The sequence below is a fragment of the Pseudomonas sp. H3_E04 genome (assembly GCF_054668915.1).
Genome location: NZ_CP162797.1, coordinates 5,489,759 through 5,513,270, shown reverse-complemented (window position 1 = coordinate 5,513,270; position 23,512 = coordinate 5,489,759). Strand labels below are relative to the sequence as shown.

Annotated in this window: 19 protein-coding genes; 8 read left to right on the top strand and 11 right to left on the bottom strand. The window is 58.9% G+C overall.

Annotated elements, in window-relative coordinates:
- Positions 1-73: 73 nt before the first annotated feature.
- The 4 genes from lepB to lptF all read right to left on the bottom strand — a co-directional run bounded on the left by lepB (position 74) and on the right by lptF (position 5,083).
- Positions 74-928, bottom strand: a complete 855-nt coding sequence (lepB, locus tag AB4N53_RS24745) for a signal peptidase I (protein WP_460124273.1) — start codon at positions 926-928, stop codon at positions 74-76.
- A gap of 9 nt (positions 929-937) precedes the next feature.
- Positions 938-2,734, bottom strand: coding sequence for a translation elongation factor 4 (gene lepA, locus AB4N53_RS24740; RefSeq protein WP_016771564.1), 1,797 nt, complete (start codon positions 2,732-2,734; stop codon positions 938-940).
- Between the two features lie 173 nt (positions 2,735-2,907).
- A complete protein-coding gene (lptG, locus tag AB4N53_RS24735; protein ID WP_460124270.1) occupies positions 2,908-3,969 on the bottom strand; it encodes an LPS export ABC transporter permease LptG in 1,062 nt (353 codons plus the stop codon).
- Positions 3,962-5,083: an LPS export ABC transporter permease LptF gene (lptF, locus tag AB4N53_RS24730; protein WP_016771566.1), complete on the bottom strand. Its 1,122-nt coding sequence runs from the start codon at positions 5,081-5,083 to the stop codon at positions 3,962-3,964. Before lptF ends, lptG begins: the two co-directional genes overlap by 8 nt.
- A gap of 575 nt (positions 5,084-5,658) precedes the next feature.
- Here lptF and AB4N53_RS24725 point away from each other — a divergent pair.
- The 3 genes from AB4N53_RS24725 to AB4N53_RS24715 are packed head-to-tail and all read left to right on the top strand — an operon-like array spanning position 5,659 to position 8,036.
- On the top strand, positions 5,659-7,149 hold the full coding sequence (locus AB4N53_RS24725; protein WP_460124266.1) for a leucyl aminopeptidase: 1,491 nt from the start codon (positions 5,659-5,661) through the stop codon (positions 7,147-7,149).
- A 60-nt stretch (positions 7,150-7,209) separates the two neighbouring features.
- Positions 7,210-7,638 (top strand): DNA polymerase III subunit chi, encoded by a 429-nt coding sequence (locus tag AB4N53_RS24720; protein ID WP_460124263.1) that lies wholly within the window; start codon positions 7,210-7,212, stop codon positions 7,636-7,638.
- 8 nt (positions 7,639-7,646) lie between these two features.
- Positions 7,647-8,036 (top strand): DNA polymerase III subunit chi, encoded by a 390-nt coding sequence (locus AB4N53_RS24715; protein ID WP_460124260.1) that lies wholly within the window; start codon positions 7,647-7,649, stop codon positions 8,034-8,036.
- A 51-nt stretch (positions 8,037-8,087) separates the two neighbouring features.
- On the opposite strand, the gene AB4N53_RS24710 is transcribed toward AB4N53_RS24715, so the two are convergent.
- A complete protein-coding gene (locus AB4N53_RS24710) occupies positions 8,088-11,045 on the bottom strand; it encodes an RHS repeat-associated core domain-containing protein (RefSeq protein ID WP_460124257.1) in 2,958 nt (985 codons plus the stop codon).
- 157 nt (positions 11,046-11,202) lie between these two features.
- On the opposite strand from AB4N53_RS24710, the gene AB4N53_RS24705 reads away from it, so the two are divergent.
- From AB4N53_RS24705 to rlmF, 3 genes are all read left to right on the top strand, one after another.
- Positions 11,203-14,049, top strand: a complete 2,847-nt coding sequence (locus AB4N53_RS24705) for a valine--tRNA ligase (protein ID WP_460124254.1) — start codon at positions 11,203-11,205, stop codon at positions 14,047-14,049.
- Between the two features lie 598 nt (positions 14,050-14,647).
- Positions 14,648-15,808, top strand: coding sequence for a hypothetical protein (locus AB4N53_RS24700; protein WP_460124251.1), 1,161 nt, complete (start codon positions 14,648-14,650; stop codon positions 15,806-15,808).
- A gap of 158 nt (positions 15,809-15,966) precedes the next feature.
- Positions 15,967-16,986: a 23S rRNA (adenine(1618)-N(6))-methyltransferase RlmF gene (gene rlmF / locus AB4N53_RS24695; RefSeq protein ID WP_016771571.1), complete on the top strand. Its 1,020-nt coding sequence runs from the start codon at positions 15,967-15,969 to the stop codon at positions 16,984-16,986.
- Positions 16,987-17,203: 217 nt separating this feature from the next.
- Here the strand turns inward: rlmF and AB4N53_RS24690 are convergent, their stop codons facing one another.
- Entirely contained in the window at positions 17,204-17,485 is a 282-nt protein-coding gene (locus tag AB4N53_RS24690) for an HU family DNA-binding protein (protein ID WP_003221909.1), read from the bottom strand.
- Between the two features lie 485 nt (positions 17,486-17,970).
- Between AB4N53_RS24690 and yejK the strand changes: the two genes are divergently transcribed.
- Positions 17,971-18,975 carry a nucleoid-associated protein YejK gene (yejK, locus tag AB4N53_RS24685; RefSeq protein ID WP_039759184.1) on the top strand — a complete coding sequence of 335 codons (1,005 nt, stop codon included), beginning with the start codon at positions 17,971-17,973 and terminating at the stop codon, positions 18,973-18,975.
- Positions 18,975-19,325: a glutaredoxin family protein gene (locus tag AB4N53_RS24680; protein WP_460124248.1), complete on the top strand. Its 351-nt coding sequence runs from the start codon at positions 18,975-18,977 to the stop codon at positions 19,323-19,325. The genes yejK and AB4N53_RS24680 overlap by 1 nt, the downstream gene beginning before the upstream one ends.
- An 83-nt stretch (positions 19,326-19,408) precedes the next feature.
- Here AB4N53_RS24680 and AB4N53_RS24675 read toward each other — a convergent pair whose 3' ends face one another.
- The 5 genes from AB4N53_RS24675 to AB4N53_RS24655 form a co-directional block, all read right to left on the bottom strand.
- Complete coding sequence (locus AB4N53_RS24675) at positions 19,409-20,344, bottom strand: glutathione S-transferase family protein (protein WP_460124245.1); 936 nt, start codon at positions 20,342-20,344, stop codon at positions 19,409-19,411.
- Between the two features lie 84 nt (positions 20,345-20,428).
- A complete protein-coding gene (locus AB4N53_RS24670; RefSeq protein ID WP_434767794.1) occupies positions 20,429-20,731 on the bottom strand; it encodes a GIY-YIG nuclease family protein in 303 nt (100 codons plus the stop codon).
- A gap of 41 nt (positions 20,732-20,772) precedes the next feature.
- Positions 20,773-21,243, bottom strand: a complete 471-nt coding sequence (locus AB4N53_RS24665) for a nuclear transport factor 2 family protein (protein ID WP_460124241.1) — start codon at positions 21,241-21,243, stop codon at positions 20,773-20,775.
- A gap of 190 nt (positions 21,244-21,433) precedes the next feature.
- Complete coding sequence (locus AB4N53_RS24660) at positions 21,434-22,738, bottom strand: CynX/NimT family MFS transporter (RefSeq protein WP_460124238.1); 1,305 nt, start codon at positions 22,736-22,738, stop codon at positions 21,434-21,436.
- Positions 22,728-23,387: a FadR/GntR family transcriptional regulator gene (locus tag AB4N53_RS24655; protein ID WP_460124235.1), complete on the bottom strand. Its 660-nt coding sequence runs from the start codon at positions 23,385-23,387 to the stop codon at positions 22,728-22,730. Before AB4N53_RS24655 ends, AB4N53_RS24660 begins: the two co-directional genes overlap by 11 nt.
- Between the last annotated feature and the right edge of the window lie 125 nt (positions 23,388-23,512).

Here is a 23,512-nt window from a genome sequence, read left to right as displayed (position 1 = left end):
CTGGCGATTGCGAAGCCGATTGTGCCGGCTCCAGAAATGCATTCGGCGCTGTGGTCAACAGCGCCGTGTTTGATTACTTGATCAGGCCGACCCGCGAGAAATTCGGCAGGTGGCTGAGTTTCGGCTCCGGCCAGCTCATCCAGACCGCGAAGGCCTTGCCGACAATATTCTTGTCGGGAACCATGCCCAGCAGATCCTTGGGAATGTTCGGATCATCCCAGTAGCGGCTGTCGTTCGAATTGTCGCGGTTGTCGCCCATCATGAAGTAGTGCCCGGCAGGCACTGTCCACGAACGATCCGGGGTGGCGCGGTAGCGGCTCATTTCCTTGCGGATCAGGTGCTCGGCTGCGCCGAGTTTTTCCTGATAGAGCTCCGCGCTGCCCAGCGAACCCGCCTCGGCGCCGACCATCTTCTCGGCAATCGATTCGCCGTTGACGAACAGACGCTTGTCGGCGGTGTAACGCACCGTGTCACCCGGCAGGCCCACCACACGCTTGATGTAGTTGACGTTCGGGTCGCTCGGGTAGCGGAACACCATGACATCGCCGCGCTGCGGGTCACCGACTTCGATGATCTTCTTGTCGATCACCGGCAGACGGATGCCGTAGGAAAACTTGTTCACCAGTATGAAGTCGCCGACGTCCAGGGTCGGTTTCATCGAACCGGACGGAATCTGGAACGGCTCCACCAGGAACGAACGCAGGACCAGGACAATGAACAGCACCGGAAAGAACGACTTGCCGTATTCGACCAGCAGCGGCTCTTTGTTCAGCTTCTCGACCACCACAGGCTCGGGCTGGCTGACACTGCCCTGATACGAGGCAATGGCAGCTCGCCGACGCGGCGCCAGGAACAGCAGATCAATCAACGCCAACAGGCCGCAGACGAACACGGCGATGACCAGCAACAGCGGGAAATTTAGCGACATAGGACCTGATTATTCCAACCTGAGCACGGCGAGGAAGGCTTCCTGTGGAATTTCCACGTTACCGACCTGTTTCATGCGTTTCTTACCGGCCTTCTGCTTCTCGAGCAGTTTCTTCTTACGACTGACGTCACCGCCGTAGCATTTGGCCAATACGTTCTTTCTGAGTGCCTTGACGGTTGTCCGGGCCACGATCTGACCACCGATGGCGGCCTGGATCGCCACGTCGAACATCTGACGAGGAATCAGTTCTTTCATCTTCTCGGTCAACTGGCGACCTTTGAAGTGCGAATTGTCACGGTGCACGATCAATGCCAGGGCATCGACCTTGTCGCCGTTGATCAGCACGTCCAGTTTCACCAGATTAGCCGATTGGTAACGATCGAAATGGTAGTCCAGCGAAGCATAGCCGCGGCTGGTGGATTTGAGACGGTCGAAGAAGTCCAGAACCACTTCGTTCATCGGCAGGTCATAGGTCACTTGCACCTGATTGCCGAGGAACAGCATGTCGACCTGCACGCCGCGTTTCTCGATGCACAGGGTGATGACGTTGCCCAGGTGTTCCTGCGGTACAAGGATATTGGCGCGCACGATTGGCTCGCGCATGTCCTCGATCGCCGACACGTCCGGAAGCTTCGACGGGTTGTCGACGTAAATCGTTTCACCGGTTTTCAGCACCAGCTCGAAAATTACCGTCGGCGCGGTGGTGATCAGGTCCAGGTCGTATTCGCGCTCGAGGCGCTCCTGGATGATCTCCATGTGCAGCATGCCGAGGAAGCCGCAACGGAAGCCGAAACCCAGGGCGTCGGAGCTTTCCGGGGTGTACTGCAGCGACGAGTCGTTCAGGGTCAGTTTCTGCAGCGCTTCGCGGAAATCCTCGAAGTCATCGGAGCTGACCGGGAACAGACCGGCGTAAACCTGTGGCTGGATGCGTTTGAAGCCCGGCAGCACCGGAACGTCTGGCGTGGAGCTCAGGGTCAGGGTGTCACCGACCGGCGCACCGTGAATGTCCTTGATGCTGGCGATGATGAAGCCCACTTCGCCGGCCTTCAGATCAACGGTGGCGGTGTGTTTTGGGTTGAACACGCCGACGCTGTCGACCAGGTGCACCTTGCCGGTGGACTTGACCAGGATCTTGTCGCCCTTCTTCACACGGCCATGGCGCACGCGTACCAGGGAAACAACGCCCAGGTAGTTGTCGAACCAGGAGTCGATGATCAACGCTTGCAGCGGATCTTCGATGTTGCCGGTCGGCGCAGGGATGGTGTGCACCAGACGCTCGAGCACTTCGTCGACACCCAGGCCGGTCTTGGCGCTGCAAGTGACGGCGTCGGTGGCGTCGATGCCGATGATCTTCTCGATCTCGTCCTTGACGCGATCCGGCTCGGCCTGAGGCAGGTCGATCTTGTTCAGGACCGGCATGACCTCCAGGCCCTGCTCGATGGCGGTGTAGCAGTTGGCCACGGACTGGGCTTCTACGCCCTGCCCCGCATCGACCACCAGCAAGGCACCTTCGCACGCGGCCAGGGAACGGCTGACTTCGTAGGTGAAGTCGACGTGGCCCGGGGTGTCAATGAAGTTCAGCTGGTAGGTGATGCCATCTTTGGCTTTGTAATAGAGGGTAACGCTATGGGCCTTGATGGTGATCCCGCGTTCACGCTCAAGATCCATGGAATCCAGTACCTGGGCTTCCATTTCACGCTCGGCCAGGCCGCCGCACATCTGGATGAAACGGTCAGCCAGCGTCGACTTGCCATGGTCAATGTGGGCGATGATGGAGAAATTGCGGATATGACTCAAATCACTCACGGATCAACACTCAAAAAGGCTGCAGGCTTGGCCCGCCGAAAAATAGCCGGGAATTGTACCTGATACACGGCGCAAGCGTCACGTTCGCCTGTCACCCGGATCGCATGCAAAAACGCCCCGGTCTGGCGACCGAGGCGTTTTCAGGGTTCAAGCACTGAATGAAAACTTGTTCATCAGCCCGCGCGCCTGAGCAGCCAGACACCCGCCAGCGCACACACGCCGGCCGGCACCAGCACCGCAAACAGCGGCGAGAATCCGAACACCAGACTCGATGGCCCCAGCAAATCCTGGACGATGCGGAAGGTGAAGCCCACCAGCACACCGGTGAAGACACGCTGACCGAGGGTCACCGAACGCAGCGGGCCGAAGATGAACGAGATCGCCATCAGCACCAGCGCGGCGGTCACCAGCGGCTGCAACACCTTGACCCAAAATGCCAGCCAGTAACGGCCATTGCTCAGGCCCTGCTCGGCCAGATAGTGGATGTAGCCCCACAGGCCGCTGATCGACAGCGATTCCGGCGCCATGACTACGGTGCTGAGCAGTTGCGGGCTCAACGCCACGTCCCACTCCTCGCTCGGGGCACTGACGACTTCAGTACTGCGCTCGTGGAACAGCGTGGTGGCAACGTCCGTGAGCTGCCACTTGGTACCGTCAAACTCGGCCTTCTTGGCGAAGCTGGAGCTGAGCAGATGGCGTTCTTTGTCGAAGTGATAGCGCGTCACGCCATACAACAGGCCGTTTGGCTGAACCGCGTTGATGTGGATGAATTCTTCACCCTGACGATGCCACATGCCGTGCTTGGCGCTTTGCGCATCGCCACTGCCCTGGGCCAGCGAGCGATTGGCCTGGGCCATGCTTTCGGTTGCCGGGGCAACGTATTCGCCGATCAGCACGCCAGCAAGCATCAGCACCAGCATCGGCTTCATGACAGCCCAGACGATACGGCCGATCGACACGCCAGCAGCACGCATCACGGTCAGCTCACTGCTGCTGGCCAGACTGCCGAGACCAATCAGGCAGCCGATCAATGCCGCCATCGGCAGCATTTCATAGAGCCGGCGCGGTGCGGTCAGCAATACAAAACCGAGCACGTCGACCAGCGTGTAGGTGTCGCTGACGTCGCCCATTTCATCGATGAAGGCAAACAACGTCGCCAGGCCGAGAATGATCGCCAGCACGGCGATGATCGCCATGAACACGCTGCTGCCGATGTAGCGGTCGAGTTTAACCACGGGCCACCTCCAGCGCGGCGCTGCGACGGCTGGCCAGTTTCAGGCGCAGCGGCTCCCAATACAGCAGGCCGAGGCCGATGACCAGGAAGATCGCGTGTACCCACCACAGGCCGAGGGCTGGCGGGATCTTGCCTTTTTCAAGGGCGCCGCGAGCGGCAATCAGGATGGTCAGGTAAGCCATATAAAGAAGAATCGCCGGCAGCAGCTTGAGGAAACGCCCCTGACGCGGATTCACCCGCGACAGCGGCACCGCCATCAGGGTCACGATGAACACCAGCAACGGCAGGGACATGCGCCATTGCAGTTCGGTTTTCGAACGGATGTCATCACTGCCCCACAGGGACGAGGTCGGCATCGCGTCACGGTCGGTGACTTCTTCGCTGACGTCCGGCTTGGGCAGCAGTACGCCGTAGGTTTCGTAATGAATGGCGCGGTAATCGGCCTGCCCGGGGCTGCCGTCATAGCGATAGCCGTTGTCGAGAATCAGATAGCGATTGCCATCGGGGCGGATTTCCTGACGGCCCGACTCGGCCACCAGCACGGAAATCCCACGGTCCTTTTTATCGGCGCCGAGGTTCTTCTGCGAGATGAACACGCTGCCCAGATTGACGCGGTCGTCGCTCAGGGTTTCGGTGTAGGTCACCCGAGTACCGTCACGCAATGCCTGGAAGCGGCCCGGTTCGAGGGTATCGAACTCGGTCAGCGCGTCCTGCTTGTTCAGCAGCAACTGAAACTGGTTGGCGCCCTGCGGAGCCAGGCCAAGGCTCAGCCACGCCACCACCAGTGCCACCAGCGTCGCCGGAAACAGGGTCATGCGAAACAGCTTCTGCTGGCTCATGCCGGTGGCCGAAAGCACGGTCATTTCGCTTTCGAGGTACAGGCGACCGTAGGCCAGCAGGATCCCGAGGAACAGACCCAGCGGCAGAATCAGTTGCAGGAAACCCGGCAGACGAAAGCCCATGATCAGGAACAGCGAGCCCGGATCGAGCTGACCGGCCGCAGCCTGCGCCAGGTATTTGATGAAGCGACCGCTCATGATGATGACCAGCAGCACGGCACTTACGGCGCTAAGGGTCAACAGGACTTCGCGGGACAGATAACGGAAGACGATCAAACCAGACACTCCAGGGTTGTCAGGCTAAGGCGGCCAAACAAGCAAACACATCGACCGGCCCGCCATGCAGAGCGGTCGAAAAAAGATGCGGCATTATCCTGTGATTGGGTGCGCCTGTCACTGCGCACACTCATCCATCTCTGTAATCCTTTGCTGATCGTACAACCTAGGGGGCGTTCTCAATTAGTTTTCACACCGCGCCGGGTCTGCTGTTGTGCAGGGCAAGGCGCGAGAAGCGTGGTTTGGTCATTCCAGATAAGCTTCGAGCAACGCAGCCCTGCACAACAGCAGGCCCGGCCCTTCGGGCTGTGCCTTAAAGCCGGCCAGTCTGCGTTGCAGGCCTTGGAAAGGGAACAACCATTCCCAGCGGCCTGCGCCTTGCCTGGCTGGCTTTAAGGCGACAACGCGGTGTGAAAACTAATTGAGAACGCCCCCTAGGGTTGTCAGGCGCGGGGAGCGAGGTTCAAACTGCGGCCCTTGTCGCAGGCTTTGGCCTGCGCCTCTTCTTTTATAAGCAGGCGACTGCGGACAGCGTCGAACGCCTGCGTGTTGACCATTCATTCAGGGATCCGGACATGGAACTGGTTGTAAAAAGCGTTAGCCCAGAAACGTTGAAAACCGCCACCCTGGTGGTTGCCGTCGGCGAAGGCCGCAAACTCGGTGTCGCCGCCAGACTGGTCGACGAGTCGAGCGGTGGCGCGATCAGCGCCGTGCTCAAGCGTGGCGACCTGGCCGGCAAGGTCGGTCAGAGCCTGCTGCTGCACAGCCTGCCGAACCTGAAAGCCGAGCGCGTGTTGCTGGTCGGCGTGGGCAAGGACGAGGAACTGGGCGACCGTCCGTTCCGCAAAATCGTTGCCGGCATCCTCAACACCCTTAAAGGTCTGGGCGGCGGCGATGCCGTGCTGGCGCTGGATGAAGTCATCGTCAAAGGTCGCGACAGCTACGGCAAGACCCGTCTGCTGGCGGAAACCCTGGTCGACGGCGGCTACACCTTTGACCAGTTCAAGAGCCAGAAAGCCGAACCGCGCGCTCTGAAGAAAATCACCCTGCTGACCATCAAGGCTGCACAAGCCGAAGTGCAGCGCGCCGTGAATCACGCCACCGCGATCGCCAACGGCATGGCCTTCACCCGCGATCTGGGCAACCTGCCGCCGAACATCTGCCACCCGACGTTCATGGGCGAACAGGCGAAGAACCTGGGCAAAGAGTTCAAGGATCTGAAAGTCGAAGTACTCGACGAGAAGAAGATCAAATCCCTCGGCATGGGCTCGTTCTACGCCGTGGGCCAGGGCAGCGCCCAGCCACCGCGCCTGATCGTCATGCAATACAACGGCAGCAAGAAATCCGAGAAGCCATACGCGCTGGTCGGCAAGGGCATCACCTTCGACACCGGCGGCATCAGCCTGAAGCCGGGCGCCGGCATGGACGAAATGAAGTACGACATGGGCGGCGCTGCCTCTGTGTTCGGCACATTGCGCGCCGTGCTTGAACTGAAACTGCCGATCAATCTGGTGTGCATCCTCGCCTGCGCCGAGAACATGCCTAGCGGCAACGCGACCCGTCCTGGCGATATCGTCACCACCATGAGCGGCCAGACCGTGGAAATCCTCAACACCGACGCCGAAGGCCGTCTGGTGCTGTGCGATGCGCTGACCTACGCCGAGCGCTTCAAGCCACAAGCGGTGATCGACATCGCCACCCTGACCGGTGCTTGCGTGGTGGCCCTGGGCGCACACACGTCCGGCCTGCTGGGCAACAACGACGAACTGATCGACCAACTGCTCAGCGCTGGCAAGGCTGCCGACGACCGCGCCTGGCAACTGCCGCTGTTCGATGAGTATCAAGAGCAACTGGACAGCCCGTTCGCCGACATCGCCAACATTGGCGGGCCGAAGGCCGGCACCATCACCGCCGCGTGCTTCCTGTCGCGCTTCACCAAGAACCTCAACTGGGCGCACCTGGACATCGCGGGCACCGCGTGGACCAGCGGCGGCAAGGACAAGGGCGCCACTGGCCGTCCGGTTCCGCTGCTGACCCAGTACCTGCTCGATCGCGCCAAAGCCTGACACCGCTGACGGGCGGCGGCGTCCCTTTCGGGTGACGCCGCTTGCCGCTCTGGAACCGCAATGACCAAAGTCGACTTCTATATCTTGCCCAGCGCCGATCCTTCAGCGCGTCTGGATTTCGCCTGCAAGCTCATCGAGAAAGCGTGGCGCATGGGCCATCGCATCTACCTGCATTGCAGCGATGCGGCCCAACGTGACGATCTCGATGCGCGGCTGTGGGCATTCAAGGGCGAAAGTTTCGTGCCTCACGGCCCTGCCGACAGCGAACCGGACGGTTTGATCGTGCTGGGACTGGGCGAAAACTGCGGTGAACATCAGGATCTGCTGGTCAATCTCGATCTGAAAGTCCCGGCCTTCGCCAGCAAATTTGCCCGCGTGGCGGAAGTGGTGGTGGAAGATCCGACCATCCGAGCGGCGGCGCGGGAGAGTTTCCGTTTCTACCGCGAACAGGGCTATTCTCTGCAAGACCACCGTTTACAGCGACTCTGAGCATTCCAATGGACACTCCGAAACCGCAACAGAAATCCGCTCACCTGCTGGACGATCTCGAATCGATCCGCCAGTTGCTCGGCGATGACAACCTGCAACCGCCGCTGTTGACCGATACGGTCGATGACAGCGAACAGGAACAGATTCCGATGCTGTTCGATTCCGTCGGCAACCAGCCGGCGGCCGTCGAGCCAGCACCAACGCCGGCCCCGGCTGCCGCGACTGCTGCAGCGGTCGACAAAGGCCCGGACGCGCTGCTTCATCTGGACAGCGAACTGCGCGCCGCCGCGCAATTGATCATGCAAGACGTGATCGACGACTTCGCTCCGCACATCGAAACCGAGATCAAACGTCGCCTGGATGCGCGGATGGACCGGCTGCTCAGCCAGTACGAGTAGCTTTGGCGCTCCTGCGATCAGCACTGGGTCGGCAACCGGCAAACCTGATTTCTAGACGGTGTTGCTGCGATGCCAATCCAGTGTTCTGGCATGTCGGGGCGTGGCAACCATGCCGTTTCCCCGACTCACAAACTCTCGCGCCCAGTGTTCTGGAACGGCGGTGTTCAACGCCCCGTAAAAATCGAACAGTTCGCGGGTGCTTTCGATAATCGACCACTGTCCCTGGTGCACCATCGCTATAGGGAACGGGCCTGGCCGGGCAACCGCCTCCAGATATCCGTTGTCCTGTTTGACCTTGTCGAATTCATGTCCCCACATATATGAAACGAAGTTCACTTGGGGACCATGACGGATCACATTCATCGGGGTGTTATCGAACGGCCTTGAGGAATCCAGCTCGGCGACAGCATGATTGAGCAAATTCATGACTTGCGTCTCCTCACCACTTCCCGAGCCCGGAACAATGCCCTTACCTTGTCTTATCTGAATAACATCGTGCATATCGTAGTCACCCGTATAAGGCGTGACTATTTTGAACTTTACCCAGGCATCCAGAAGTTCGTGTTCGATGGGACTTTGCAGATTAACGCTGTAGGAAACATCCTCATCGCTGATGCTATTGCGCGCATAAAGTCCTCGAACACCACCCCTGCCCCACTGCCCCACTCGCCCGACCAACCCGCTTTTTTCTGCCTGTGCGAGCATCGCTTCAGCGCCACCCCCGTAAGCAGCTTTCAGCGAAGCCGGCTTGATGGTCTTTTCGAGGATGTTATGGCCCTTGGCAGCGGCACCCTCGCCCAAGGCCTTGATGGTGTAACTTCCGGACTCTCTGACGCTTACTGCGACATTGTGTTCTTTGGATACCTTTTCGAAGGCTGGCATATGCAACGGATGGATAAATGACTCGCCAACCATTTGCCTGGCTTCTTGCCCTTCTTTGTACAAACCATTGCTGTCAAAAAACGTGACTGGATTATTGCCGACCATCGTAAACAGGTTCATGCCGTCCGCCGTTCCTGCGGGATCAGCACTTAACCAGCGCCCTGCCCAAGGCTGATAGTAGCGCCAGCCAAAGTAGTAAAGTCCCGTGGCATCGCGCTCCTTTGCGCAGTACCTGGCGGTTTTATAACTCGCCTCAATGGCACTTCGCGCCACCCATATGGCTGTTCCGCCGAATGGGTAATACTCCTCCTGGCTCACTAGTTTCCCTTCACAGTCCACGACCAGTGCGCTACTGCCAATCAAGTTGTCATAGCTGTAGTACTGCAGGTCGCCGTCGGTGTTCTGCGGCCTCGGACTGTCCCAGTGAAGGATTCGCAGCCGGGATCGACCTGATGCATCCACGTTGATGATTTGCAGACGTTCCGCCGCTGTTGTGCCGACATCCTTTGTTCTCAGTTCCAGTGACGGCAGGTAGACGACCCGTTGCTTCTGTATCCCACTACACACTTTCTGCGCACTGAACTTCAGCACTCGCTGACTACCACTGCCATAGCGATAGGTCTCATGATCATCCATCGCACCATCGCGCACTACCGGCGTCACTTGCAAAAGCTCCTGGCGTGAAGTCCAGGCAAGACGTTGACCGGGCTGCAAAATGTTCTGCTGCCCGCTCGCCGAGAAAAAGCCTTCCACCTCATCGGGTTTTGTTGCCAGGGTGTCCAACACACCGCGATTGCTACGGTTGCTGATAGTGACTCTCGTGGTGTGATTATTCTGGGAGACTGGTGCGATGTGGCATATCTGAATCAGATTGCCGCCCCTATCGTAGCGGTAAGCGCGAGTGTAATTGGTGTAAGCGGCGTCGTCAGAACCGCAGACCAGAGGGGAGTTGCACGGCACCTGGGCATTTGCCATCTCGCGTCCAGTTGCGCTGATCAATTGATAGAGCGAGTCATAGATATAAGTGCTTTGCGCCGGCACCTTCTGGTTTCGCCAGAAACGAGGCATCTGCGAATCGTCGCGCTCAACGCTGACGTTACCAACCGGATCGTAGGCGTACTTCAGATCCTGCAGCACTTTCGCTCCCGAGGCATGCCCAAGCGGTCTTTCCACTCTGATTCCCGAGAGGCGCCGAGTTTCTTCCTCGTATTTCCAGATAGTCACCACACCGTTGCCGCTCTCTTCACGCAGGTTCTGACCCGCCGCCGAATACGTCAGCGACTTCACGACAACCCGTTCCGCGCTACCCTTGAGCGTCACCCAGTGCCCCCGGATTGCGCCTGCCATATCGTAAGCCACGCGCTGCCGGTTGCCCGCTGCGTCCGTAGAGGTATGCAGCGCGCCCGTCGCATCGGTGGTCACCAGGCTGGTAAAGGTCTCGTCATCCAGATCGGCATTCCAGTCCGATGCGTTTTCACCCTGCCAATCGACCACCTCGTCCGGGTTATCTGCGTTCTTGACGAAACGCCGGCTAATGGAACGCGGCACGCCTGTCAGCGCCACGCTATCAGTCTGGGTCAGACCCGCCGTATCGTAATGGCTCACGCACCGGCCGGCCACGTTCAAGGCCATTTCAGCCTCAGTGTTCGCGGCATACACCCTGCGCTCGCTGATTTTCGGTCGTTCGTTCGCCACTTGTTCGGAAACGCTGGTCAAGCGACCGAGAAGGTCGTCCCCTTCATATTGATAGGTGCTGGTAACAAGCTGACTTGTGGATCCCGCATCGTGGTCAGGGCCGGGAATATTGCTCACCACCCTCCAGGAACGACCGACGGCGTCAGGTAGCACCACGCTGCTGCCATTGTCGGCGCCCTGCTGGCTCAACACGCGCCCGGACAGACTCCTGACATAAATGAAATTGGCCAACCCGGCTTCGTTTAATCGTGGGTCAGCGCTGCGCATCAGGAACCCGCGACCATCGTAATAGTGACGGTCAATGCGTTCGCTTGTAACAGCGAGTGAATCGGGATGGCGGTGGTAACGCACATCCCGCACACGAAGGCAGCGGCTATCCAGCACCGTGATCGATGGAGTGTTGGCATGCAGCGATGTTTGAGATGCACACATTTGATCTGCCCTTCGTTCCCTGCGGGAAAGTACTAGCAGACAATTTGCACCACCGCCCGCGCGATGCTTGGCGATTGCGCCCCGCTCGCCCTACTCGGCATGCCCCGCTATACTCATCGGCTTTTCCTGAATAAATGCCAATAGGGTCCCGCCGCGCATGGATAAGACCTACCAGCCGCACGCCATTGAAACTTCCTGGTACAAGACCTGGGAGTCCGAGAACTACTTCGCCCCGCAAGGCGCGGGCGAGTCCTACACCATCATGATCCCGCCGCCGAACGTCACCGGCAGCCTGCACATGGGTCACGGCTTCAACAACGCGATCATGGACGCCTTGATCCGTTTCCGCCGCATGCAGGGTCGCGACACCCTGTGGCAGCCGGGCACCGACCACGCCGGTATCGCCACGCAGATGCTGGTGGAGCGCCAACTCGAAGCCCAGGGCCAGAATCGTCACGATCTGGGCCGGGAAAAATTCCTCGAAAAAGTCTGGGAATGGAAAGATCAGTCCGGCGGCAACATCAGCCGGCAGATCCGCCGCCTCGGCTCGTCCGTCGACTGGAGCCGCGAGCGCTTCACCATGGACGACGGCCTCTCGGAAGCGGTGAAAGAAGCGTTCGTGCGCCTGCATGAAGATGGCCTGATCTATCGCGGCAAGCGTCTGGTCAACTGGGACACCAAACTGCACACAGCGATTTCCGACCTCGAAGTGGAAAACCACGAAGAGAAAGGTTTCCTGTGGAACCTGAAATACCCATTGGCCGACGGTGTAAAAACCGCCGAGGGCGATGACTTCCTGATCGTCGCCACCACCCGTCCGGAAACCATGCTCGGCGACTCCGCCGTCGCGGTTAACCCGAACGACGAGCGCTACAAAGCGCTGATCGGCAAATTCGTCGAGCTGCCACTGGTTGGCCGCCGCATCCCGATCATCGCCGACGATTACTGCGATCCTGAATTCGGCACCGGCTGCGTGAAAATCACCCCGGCCCACGATTTCAACGATTACGAAGTCGGCAAGCGCCACAACCTGCCACTGCTGAACATCTTCGACAAGAACGCCAACGTGCTGCCTGCCGCTCAGGTGTTCAACCTCGACGGCACGCTGAACGAGAGCATCGACGGCAAGATTCCGGCCGAGTTCGCCGGCCTTGAGCGTTTCGAAGCGCGCAAGCAGATCGTCGCCGCGTTCGACGCTGCCGGCCTGCTGGTGAGCGTCAACGATCACAACCTGAAAACGCCGAAAGGCGATCGTTCCGGCACGGTCATCGAGCCGTGGCTGACCGACCAGTGGTACGTATCGACCAAGCCGCTGGCCGAGCCTGCCATCGCCGCCGTTGAAGACGGGCGCATCCAATTCGTGCCCAAGCAGTACGAAAACATGTACTTCTCGTGGATGCGCGACATCCAGGACTGGTGCATCAGCCGTCAGCTGTGGTGGGGCCACCGGATTCCGGCCTGGTACGACGAGTCGGGCAAGGTCTACGTCGGTCGCGACGAAGCCGAAGTGCGTGCCAAGCACAACCTCGGCCCGGACGTTGCGCTGCAACAGGACAACGACGTACTCGACACCTGGTTCAGTTCCGGCCTGTGGACCTTCTCGACCCTGGGCTGGCCTGAGCAGACCGAGTTCCTGAAGAAATTCCACTCTACCGACGTGCTGGTCACCGGTTTCGACATCATCTTCTTCTGGGTTGCCCGGATGATCATGATGACCATGCACCTGATGAAGAACGAAGACGGCACGCCGCAGGTTCCGTTCAAGACTGTGTACGTACACGGTCTGGTGCGCGACGGCCAGGGCCAGAAAATGTCCAAGTCCAAGGGCAACGTCCTTGACCCGCTGGACATCATCGACGGCATCGACCTCGAGTCGCTGGTGCAGAAACGCACCTCCGGCCTGATGCAGCCGAAACTGGCGAAGAAGATCGAGAAGCAGACCCGCGAAGAGTTCGCCAACGGCATCGAAAGCTACGGCACCGACGCCCTGCGCTTCACGTTCTGCTCGCTGGCCTCGACCGGTCGCGACATCAAGTTCGACATGGGTCGCGTCGAAGGCTATCGCAACTTCTGCAACAAGATCTGGAACGCCGCGCGTTACGTTCTGGACAAGGGCGAAGACTGCGGCCAGAACGGCGAAGCCTACGAGCTGTCGCTGGCCGATCGCTGGATCATTTCGCAACTGCAACGCACCGAAGCCGAAGTGACCCGCCAACTCGATCAGTTCCGTTTCGACCTCGCCGCACAAGCGCTGTACGAATTCATCTGGAACCAGTATTGCGACTGGTATCTGGAATTGTCCAAGCCAGTGCTGTGGGACGAGAACGCGCCAGTTGAGCGTCAGCGCGGCACTCGCCGTACGCTGGTGCGCGTGCTGGAAGTCGCGCTGCGTCTGGCGCATCCGTTCATGCCGTTCATCACTGAAGAAATCTGGCAGCGCATCGCGCCGCTGGCCGGTATTCAGGGCAAGACGATCATGCTGCAGCCCTGGCCGGTGGCCAACGAAGAGCGCATCGATCCGGCGGCGGAAAACGACATCGAATGGCTCAAGGAACTGATGCTCGGCACGCGCAACATTCGTGGCGAGATGAACATCGGCCCGGGCAAGCCACTGCCGATCTTCCTGAAGAACGTCAGCGTTGACGACCAGCGCCGGCTGACCGAGAACGAAGCGCTGCTGAAGAAGCTGGCGCGTCTGGAATCGATCACCGTACTCGCCGCTGGCGAAGAAGCACCGCTGTCCGCCACCGCACTGGTCGGCGAGATGGAAGTGCTGGTGCCAATGGCCGGCCTGATCGACAAGGGCGCCGAACTGGCGCGTCTGGACAAGGAAATCCTGCGCTTGCAGGGCGAAGTCCAGCGGGTTGGCGGCAAGCTGTCCAACGCAGGTTTCGTCGACAAGGCCCCGGCCGAAGTCATTGAGAAGGAACGCGCCAAACTGGCCGAGGCCGAACAGGCCCTGGGCAAACTGGCCGAGCAGCACGCGCGGATTGCCAGTCTGTAACGGCAGATCGCACTGAAAAAGGGAGGCCAGCAGTGGCCTCCCTTTCGATAGGCCTTTTACAGACAGCCAATTCGCCACGCGATCCGTCTGACCTTCGCGCCGTCCCCTTACTACGACTGGTTGAGCAGCGTTTTTTTCACATGCAATTCGCTGCTGCATAGACCCTAAACGCACTCAAATGTAGACTCAATCGCTTCAGAAAAAGGACTTTGCATGAATTTCCCTCCCGAGCTCCCTGCTGCTTGCCCGTTACCGTCTTCCAAGGACTGTTCCGGTACCTTTTATATGGTGTGCAAGGAAGACCCGGTTCGTGAAGAAGATTGTTTATCGCAAGCCGAGCGAGGCAGGGCCCCGAATGCAACAGGCGATGCTGCGTGTACACGTCACGGTCTCTCCGTATTCATGAGCTATGATGCCTGTGTGCACCAACGGGAATTGTTCCCCCATCTGGGAAATCGGATTGCCCATGCCATGCTTGATGCAAGTCATGGCAAATCGCTCAGTACGCCGAGCAATGCAAATCCAGGCCACTCGACATGGTGGCCATACGCAAACCTTTCTCGTAGCACTTTGTTCGCCGTAATAAAGGAGTCTTAAGATGAACTGGACAATTACGACTCCAAAAGTGGCGATCGAGCCATTTAATCCCCTTGAAATTTCAGAGGTTCTGTACGAGTTCGATGGTCCGAAGATTTTTGTGACAACTGATAGCGATCGATTGATGCGTTTTTGGTATGAAAGCTTGGATGACCGACTCACTAAAACTCTTCGCTACCTCGTTACGACGACAACAGAATCGCAAATAAATATGTTGAAGAGTGGCAAGAGGACCGTTCATGACCTCCTCAAACAACCTTGGTTATGGGCAGTCGATTGCTCCTATTCAATGGAGCCGAAGAATGCCTGGGTTGTCGATGAAATAAATGACGTTCCGGCAGAATACAAACCGAAGCAAGATGCCACTCTGTATCTGGAACACATGCCCCTGTTGTCATATCGCCTGATCGGTGATGGCTTAAGGGAAGGACAGGTTCCGGCCAGCGTCATCGCCAAGGCGGTAACGGGTCCAACTTCCGCGTTAAAAAGACTCCTCGAAGCCGTCATGCCAAGTGAATCTTACGGCAGACCAGAAGAAAGCTTTAGACGCTCTTATGATTTACCCGCTGTAAGATTCGCCTTTAACAGTTTCGAAGTATCCTTTTCTGCCCCGACTGATGAACATGATGAATCATTGAAGAAAGGCCTGGTGCTTTACGGAAACGGAACGAGCAAGCTGAAGGATGCATTTGCCTGGCTAACCAACCCTACCTCGCATGCAGAACCGGAAGGCTATGTTTTACAGGCGCTCAAAGAATTAGCGCCTCCAGCCCATGGACAGATTGAGAGTGTAGAGCTCCGCGGACAACTGATTGGCAGCTCTCAGAAAATACTTATCAGCCGTTTTGATCGCAAAACCATTACTCAGGCATTGGTTAAAAAGAAAACCGAAGAAGAACAGTTGATGCAAGTCAGTGGAGTAATCCGAGAATTGGACAAAGATCATCGGAGGTTTACTTTGCGTAATCGTCCTGATCAAAAGGAAGATTTGATCTGTACTTTTGACGAAGAACACTACGATGACGTAATTGAATACTTTGCCAATGACACCCTGATCACCGCAACTGGACGTTACAAGACATCAAAAAACCTGTTTGAGGTAGGAGACATAGGGCTTGGTTTTGATATAAGCCTAGACGCCCCCAAACATTTGCTGTCTTGATGCCAACTCCGCTACGTCATATTCGTAGCATTGCGCAAGGGAATGGCGGGATCCTGCAAAATTGACTGAAAGCAAGGCGGACGCATGGGTGGGCTTCTCGTGGCGACTTTGTGGGACAATACCCACCACTTTCAGCCATACCCGAATCGACCACGCCCATGACCGCCCCCCGCACACCAAAACCTGCGCGCAAGAAGCCTGACGCCGCGTCCCCGAGCAAAGCCGTCGAGCCGCGCGAGAAGGCCAGCCTGCATCCGCGCAATCGCCATCAGGGTCGTTACGACTTTCCGGCGCTGATCAAGACCACGCCGGAACTGGCCAAGTACGTGATCACCAACCCGTACGGCAAGGAAAGCATCGACTTCGCCAGCCCCGACGCGGTGCGTGTGTTCAACCGGGCGCTGCTCAAGGCGTTCTACGGCATCCAGCATTGGGACATTCCGGCGGACTACCTGTGCCCTCCGGTTCCGGGGCGTGCCGACTATGTGCATTTTCTCGCCGACCTGCTGGCGAGCATGAACGACGGCAAGGTCCCGCGCGGCGCGATCGTCAATGTGCTGGACATCGGCATGGGCGCCAACTGCGTTTATCCGCTGATCGGCAACAGCGAATACCGCTGGCACTTCCTCGGCTCGGAAATCGACCCGACGGCCGTGGCGGCGGCCCGAGCCATCGTGCAGTCCAACGATCTGAGCAAGGTGATCCAGCTGCGCCAGCAGGAAAACCGCAAGCACATCCTCATTGGCTTGCTGGAGCCGGGCGAGCGTTTCGACCTGACCATGTGCAACCCGCCGTTCCACGCCTCCATGGAAGAAGCGACCAAGGGCAGCGAGCGCAAATGGCGCGCCTTGGGCAAGGCTGATCCGAAACGCAAATTGCCGGTGCTGAACTTCGGCGGGCAATCGGCGGAGCTGTGGTGTGAAGGCGGTGAAGCGCGCTTCGTGACGCAGTTGATTGCCGAGAGCGCGAACTTCCAGCACAAGGTGTTGTGGTTCAGCACGCTGGTGTCGAAGGCCTCGAACCTACCGGCGATCGAGACAGCATTGAAGAAGGCTGGCGTGCTGGAAAGCCAGGTCGTGGAGATGTCGCAGGGGCAGAAGCAGAGCCGCTTTGTTGCGTGGACGTTCCAGACCAAGTCCGAGCAGCAGATCTGGCGGCGCGAGCGCTGGGTGCGCTGATAGCTGCGCAGATGCCCCTGTAGGAGCTGCGGCACGCTGCGATCTTTTGATCTTGATCCTGATCCTGGATTGGCAAAAACAAGATCAAGAGATCGCAGCCTTCGGCAGCTCCTACGGGACGTGCACCCACAAAGACCTTGGTGACATCAACGAATCACAGACACAAAAAAACCGTGCCCCGGATCACTCCGAAGCACGGTTTTTTTATCGCTGCGTCTTACTTGTTCACAGCGTCGGTCAGGCCTTTGGCCACAACCAGCTTGATCACTTTCTTTGCAGGGATTTCGATGGCAGCGCCAGTCGAAGGGTTACGGCCGGTGCGGGCAGGACGCTCGGTCACTTTCAGCTTGCCGATACCTGGCAAGGTGATTTCGCCGCCGTTTTCCAGCTGATCGGCAACGATTTGGCCCAGTTGGTCCAGAGCGTTACGCGCGGTGGTTTTCGGCGCGTCGATAGCTTCAGCGATGTCGGCGATCAGTTGGTCTTTAGTAAGAGCCATGTAGTGTTCCTTCCCTATCAAATTCATATGGATTGCAGAGTGCAGTGTCAGCCATCGAGCCCGATCTTCTGGATCTGGCACCCTCGGCGATAACCACGACGAGTCGGGTTATAGATGCCGAAATCAGGGTTTGGTTCGACCTGACAAATGCTGAATGCACGCTTAACGCAGTGACTTCGCGTAAGACCGGGCAAAACTAGCACAGCGACAAGGAAATATCCGCCTCTAGCTACCCATTTGGTCAGCTTTATTGCGCTAAATCGGTAAAAAACCGCTTAAGGCCGGCCGCTTGCGTCGATTTAAGCCTTGGCCCCCCTGTGGGAGCTGCCGAAGGCTGCGATCTTTGGACTTTGCTTTTTCAAAAACAAGATCAAAAGATCGCAGCCTTCGGCAGCTCCTACGCAGAGCCTCGGCTGGAGATTCGGTTACACTGAGCGCTTTTTCGGGGGAGCCTGCCCTCCTCCCTTCCAACAGCCGAGAAGCCCATGCCGATCCGTCATTGCATCGTCCACCTGATCGACAAAAAACCCGACGGCACGCCCGCAGTTCTGCACGCCCGTGACTCTGAACTGGCCGAGTCCGCAGCCATCGAAAACATGCTCGCCGACCTCAACGAAAGCTACAACGCCAAACAGGGCAAAGCCTGGGGCCTGTTCCATCCGGAATCCGGCGCGTTCCCCTTCAGCGGCTGGCTGAAGGAGTACATGGAAGGCGGCCGTGACTTCACCGCGTTCAGTAAAGTGGCGGTTGAGCATCTGCAGAAGCTGATGGAAGAATCCAACCTCTCCGTGGGCGGCCACGTGCTGTTTGCCCACTATCAGCAGGGCATGACTGACTACCTGGCAATTGCCCTGCTGCACCATAGCGAAGGCGTGGCGGTGACCGACGAGCTCGACGTAACGCCCTCGCGCCATCTCGACCTTGGCCAATTGCATCTGGCAGCGCGGATCAATGTCTCGGAGTGGCAGAACAACAAGCAGTCGAAACAGTACATCTCGTTCATCAAAGGCAAGAACGGCAAGAAAGTCTCGGAGTACTTCCGCGACTTCATCGGCTGCCAGGAAGGCGTCGACGGCCCCGGCGAGACGCGCACACTGCTCAAGGCCTTCAGTGACTTTGTCGAAAGCGAAGACCTGCCGGAAGATTCGGCCCGGGAGAAGACCAAGACTTTGGTCGACTACGCCAGCAGCCAGGCCAAGCTCGGCGAACCGATGGGTCTTGAGGAGCTGTCGGAGCTGATCGACGAAGAACGCCCGAAAGCCTTCTACGATCACATCCGCAACAAGGACTATGGCCTGTCGCCGGAGATCCCGGCAGACAAACGTACCCTCAACCAATTCCGCCGCTTCACCGGCCGCGCCGAAGGCCTGTCGATCAGCTTCGAAGCGCATCTGCTGGGTTCGAAGATCGAGTACGACGAAGAGAACGGCACCCTGATCATCAAAGGCCTGCCGACTTCGCTGACCGACCAGTTGAAGCGGCGTAACTGATGCTCGGCAATGTGCTGAAAAAAGTCGCCCTGGTGCTGCTGGTGGTCGTGATCTATCAGAACTGGGGCAAGATCGAGCGGGTGTTCAACCCCTCGCAAATGGTCTCGGAGCAGACGCGGGCGCAGGCCAATGTCGTGCTCTACGCTACCGACTGGTGCGGCTACTGCAAGCAGACCAAGCGCTTTCTCGACAGCAAGGGTATTGCGTTCAAGGAGTTCGATATCGAGAAGGATGCCGATGCGCGCAAGGCGTATGAGGCATTGGGTGGACGCGGGATTCCGCTGATCGATGTGAACGGTACGTTGATTCGCGGGTTTGATCCGGAAGAAATCCTCGCTGCCCTGAAATAACATCAAGATCGAAAGATCGCAGCCTTCGGCAGCTCCTACATGAGATCGGTGCAGGAGTTGCCGATGGCTGCGATCTTTTGCTTTTAGCGCGCTTCGATACGGAACCCAAAGCGCGGGAAGTGCACATGCACCACGCCGCCACGCTCGTCTTCACGGCGAATGATCAACTCTTCGCTACCGGCAAACAGCAACTCACCGACCACCGGGTCGACGCCGTAATCGATAGCGGCAATCGCCACTTGCTGGCCCGCCTTGAAGCCGTTCGGATCAACGAACTGCTCATCCGGCAATCCCGCCGGCGTCGCGTTACGCGCGATCTCCAGTGCCTCGGCGGAAGACATCTCGCTCGCTGCGCCATGGCCGAACCCCAGCACTCTACCCAGCCACGCCGCAACCGCCGGATATTCATCCACCAGCGGCGCCGTGACGTGGGTCGCCTTGAGGAACCACAGCGGATGCGCCAGCGCGAAGTCGGCAATCGAAGGCTCGCCGAAAAGGAAGTCGCCCTGCTCGCGCTGCAACTGCTGTTCCAGACGCGCCATGATCGTCGGCCATTGATGCTTGGCCTGCTCGGCAGACAAACGCGTAGCGCTGCCACCGCTGAACAAACCGGCGCGATCGGCCAGGAATGCCTTGATCGCTTCCGGCGGCAATTTGCCGAAACGCACGGCCACCGATTCCGGCTGGAACACCAGACTCACCGCGTGCTGAAACACTACCGAGTCGGCCCACGCCGCAAAACTGGCGCTGGTCATTTCCTGGCCTTCGGGGAAGAACGCCGGCAGGGCTTTTTCCTGTTCCAGGCGTCGAGCGATCAACGCGGTGTCGCAATAGATGTCAGCACCGATCTGCAGCACTGGGGTCTTGCGGTAGCCGCCGGTCAGGGCGGTCAGATCCGGCTTTGGCATCACCGGGGAAATATGCACCGAACGCCAGGACAGGCCTTTGAAGCCCAGCAGCAGGCGGGCCTTTTCGGCAAATGGAGAGGTCGGGTAATGGTGCAGAATCAACTCGGACATGCTCGGCTCCGCCGCTGGAAAAGTGAATCCGCAGCTTAGCGTGCATTACCTGGCAGGCCTACCGATCTGCCTGATGGGAACCAATCAGTCAGATTGATAAGACGCGACGAGGCATTCCTTGGCGCTCTTGCGCAGCTTCTTGATCAGCCGTTCTTGACGCAGAGCATCGCTCTTGTCCTGGCAACGTTCTGTATAAACCAGCGCCATCGCCGGGCTGGAGAGGAAGAACCGCGCGCCCTTGCCGCTCTGGTGCTTGGCGAAACGGCGCACCGGGTCGTCGCTGATTCCGCAGTACAACGAGCCATTGGCGGCACGCACGAGGTAGACGAACCAGGATTTGCTCACTGGCTCGGCAGCATCGACGGATTGTTCGCTAAGACTGGTCACTTGGGTGATCTGAACATGTAGGAAAACAGGCGGCGATCTTATCAGCGCCCGGCCTGAAATGCCTTCAGGCCCTTGCGCGCCTGAGCACGCACGGCGTTGCGCACCAGCGGTGTCCAGCCCAGTAGCAAGCCCTTGAAACCCAACGCCTGCCGCGACCAACGCCACAGATCGAAGTGGTCGTGGTGCTCACAGATCTTGCCGTCACGGAAGACGAAGCGCGCCTGGATATCGTTGACCACGACATTGCCGGTCTGGCTGAACAGGTAAGTCGCCACCCAATGCGCGCCGCCGGTGCGCTCGTCGGCGCGGACGTTGTCGAAGGCCAGGGAGAAATCCTTGGCGCGGGTAGTCAGCATGCGCCACATGTCGCCGGCATCGCGCCCGCGCAACTCGCCGAAGGCCGGATCACTGAAGACCACGTCATCGGTGTAGCAGGCGGCCATGGCTTCTGCGTCAAGGCGCTGAAAGGCTTGGTAGAAGCGGTTGATGAGGGCGCTATGGGCTTCGCTCAAGGCAGTCTCCAAAAAAATAGGTACAGATTGCCAGCACGATAATCTGCCGCGCGCAGAAACACTATCGGCAATACGCAAAACCCTTGTGGGAGCGAGCCTGCTCGCGAAGGCAATTCAACATTCAGCATCTATGTTGACCGAAACACCCTTTTCGCGAGCAGGCTCGCTCCCACATTTGCACCCAGTGCATTCAGATCTTTTCGCTTTGCACCTGCACATACAACGCGCGCCCTGCACCCAGCCCGGCGAGGATCGCACCGGCGCCGATAATGCCGAAAATCCAGCCCAGCGCATTCCAGCCGCCGGTCCAGTCATGCACCACGCCCACGGCAAACGGCCCCATGGACGCCAGGGTGTAGCCAAAGCCCTGCGACATGCTCGACAGGTTCGCCGCGACATGGGAGTCGCGTGAGCGCAGCACGATCAGGGTCAGGGCCAGACTGAACGTACCGCCCTGCCCCAGCCCGAGCAGAATGGCCCAGCCCCACAAACCTTCGATCGGTGCATAGAGGCAACCGAACAGGCCGGCCAGGGTCAGCGCCATGACCACAACGATCGCCAGACGCTGATCTTTGCCACGGGTCGCCAGCCACGGCGCGGCCAGCGAACTGGCCAGTTGAATGATCACCGAGCCGGACAGCACCAATCCGGCCTGAGTCGGTGTCAGCCCGCGCCCGATGAGGATCGACGGCAACCAGCCAAACACAATGTAGGCCAGCGACGATTGCAGGCCCATGTACAAGGTCACCTGCCAGGCCAGCGGATCACGCAGCAACCCGCGCACGCGATAAGCGACGTTGTGCGCACCGTGCTTCGAGCCGACTTGTGGCAACCAGAATACCGCCGCCACCAATGCCGGAATTACCCAGAACCCCAGGCCCATCGCCCAGCTGTTACCGAAGTGTTCACTCAGCGGCACGGTCGAACCCGCGGCCATTGCCGCGCCCAGGCACAGGGCCATGGTGTAGACGCCGGTCATGGTCCCGGCATGTTTGGCGAAATCGCGTTTGACAATGCCTGGCAGCAGCACACCGACAATGCCAATACTGGCGCCGCCAAGGACGCTGCCGGCGAACAACCCGATCTCACCGAAATTGCTGCGCAGGATAATCCCCCCGGCCAGTGTCAGCAGAATTCCCAACACCACGCGCTCGGCACCAAACCGCCGCGCAAGGATCGGCGCCAATGGTGCGAACAAGCCCAGGCACAGCACCGGCAACGTGGTCAGCAATCCCGCCTGCGCCGCAGACAGCCCGAGGCTTCTGGAGACCTCGCTGAGCAAGGGCGCCATGCTCGACAACGCCGGGCGCAGGTTCAGTGCCACCAGAATCAGCCCGAGCAGCAACAGCCATGGGCGTTTTACCACCGGATGGCTTTGCTGCACCTGCTCGTCATCCGCCTCGGCATCGATCAGCAACTCTTCAAGTTCGGGGGAGCGCTGCGACGCTGTGGATAACTCACTGCGGGACATGGTTTTCTCGGTTTCAAGGTTCATTGATCAGTTGCCTCGATAAGGCTTTGGCCCGTTCCGGGTCGCGTTGCTCGACCGCATCGAGCAACGCGATGTGCAGATCGAACACTTCCTGACGGCGCGGGGAGATATTCAGGGTCTGGCGCAATTGCGCGCCGACGATGCTGGAGAAATAGCGATACAGCTCACTAAGGGTCGGGTTATGCGCGGCGTCGACCAGTCGGCGATGGAACACCAGATCGCAGGCGATATAGGTATCGAGATCGCCGTGGTAGTGGCTGCCGCTGGTGCCGAGCGCTTCGCGCAGCGCCGCCAGATCCTCATCGGTACGGCGCAACGCCGCCAGGCCGATGGCCTCGACTTCAAGGATGTGTCGGGTCTCCCGGGCCTGCTCCAACGAACAGCGGGACAAGGCTTTCAGCGTATCCAGCGGATCGACCACCGCGCGCAGATAACTGCCGTCGCCCTGGCGAATTTCGATCAATCCCGAGAACGCCAGAACACGCATCGCCTCACGCACCGTGTTGCGGCTGATGCCCAGCTCGGCGCACAGCTCCGGCTCGGTAGGCAAGCGCTCGCCGACCTGCCACGCACCGCTGTTGATGCGCTGACGCAGTTGATCCAAAGCCTGATCGACCAGGGATCGCTTGATCAAAGGGGAAATTTCAGACATGAGCCTCGCCTTTTCATCCAATCATAGGATGAATTTTCCGACATGTTAGTCAGACCCATGTAGGACGGCAACCACCTAGGGTCAATCGGAGACACATGGAGCGGCATTTTCGATTGGTCAAAATT

Coding starts and splice junctions, on each gene's coding strand:
- lepB (WP_460124273.1), bottom strand. CDS start 928: ATGTCGCTAAATTTCCCGCTGTTGCTGGTCATCGCCGTGTTCGTCTGC.
- AB4N53_RS24725 (WP_460124266.1), top strand. CDS start 5,659: ATGGAACTGGTTGTAAAAAGCGTTAGCCCAGAAACGTTGAAAACCGCC.
- AB4N53_RS24720 (WP_460124263.1), top strand. CDS start 7,210: ATGACCAAAGTCGACTTCTATATCTTGCCCAGCGCCGATCCTTCAGCG.
- AB4N53_RS24715 (WP_460124260.1), top strand. CDS start 7,647: ATGGACACTCCGAAACCGCAACAGAAATCCGCTCACCTGCTGGACGAT.
- AB4N53_RS24710 (WP_460124257.1), bottom strand. CDS start 11,045: ATGTGTGCATCTCAAACATCGCTGCATGCCAACACTCCATCGATCACG.
- AB4N53_RS24705 (WP_460124254.1), top strand. CDS start 11,203: ATGGATAAGACCTACCAGCCGCACGCCATTGAAACTTCCTGGTACAAG.
- AB4N53_RS24700 (WP_460124251.1), top strand. CDS start 14,648: ATGAACTGGACAATTACGACTCCAAAAGTGGCGATCGAGCCATTTAAT.
- rlmF (WP_016771571.1), top strand. CDS start 15,967: ATGACCGCCCCCCGCACACCAAAACCTGCGCGCAAGAAGCCTGACGCC.
- AB4N53_RS24690 (WP_003221909.1), bottom strand. CDS start 17,485: ATGGCTCTTACTAAAGACCAACTGATCGCCGACATCGCTGAAGCTATC.
- yejK (WP_039759184.1), top strand. CDS start 17,971: ATGCCGATCCGTCATTGCATCGTCCACCTGATCGACAAAAAACCCGAC.
- AB4N53_RS24680 (WP_460124248.1), top strand. CDS start 18,975: ATGCTCGGCAATGTGCTGAAAAAAGTCGCCCTGGTGCTGCTGGTGGTC.
- AB4N53_RS24675 (WP_460124245.1), bottom strand. CDS start 20,344: ATGTCCGAGTTGATTCTGCACCATTACCCGACCTCTCCATTTGCCGAA.
- AB4N53_RS24660 (WP_460124238.1), bottom strand. CDS start 22,738: ATGAACCTTGAAACCGAGAAAACCATGTCCCGCAGTGAGTTATCCACA.
- AB4N53_RS24655 (WP_460124235.1), bottom strand. CDS start 23,387: ATGTCTGAAATTTCCCCTTTGATCAAGCGATCCCTGGTCGATCAGGCT.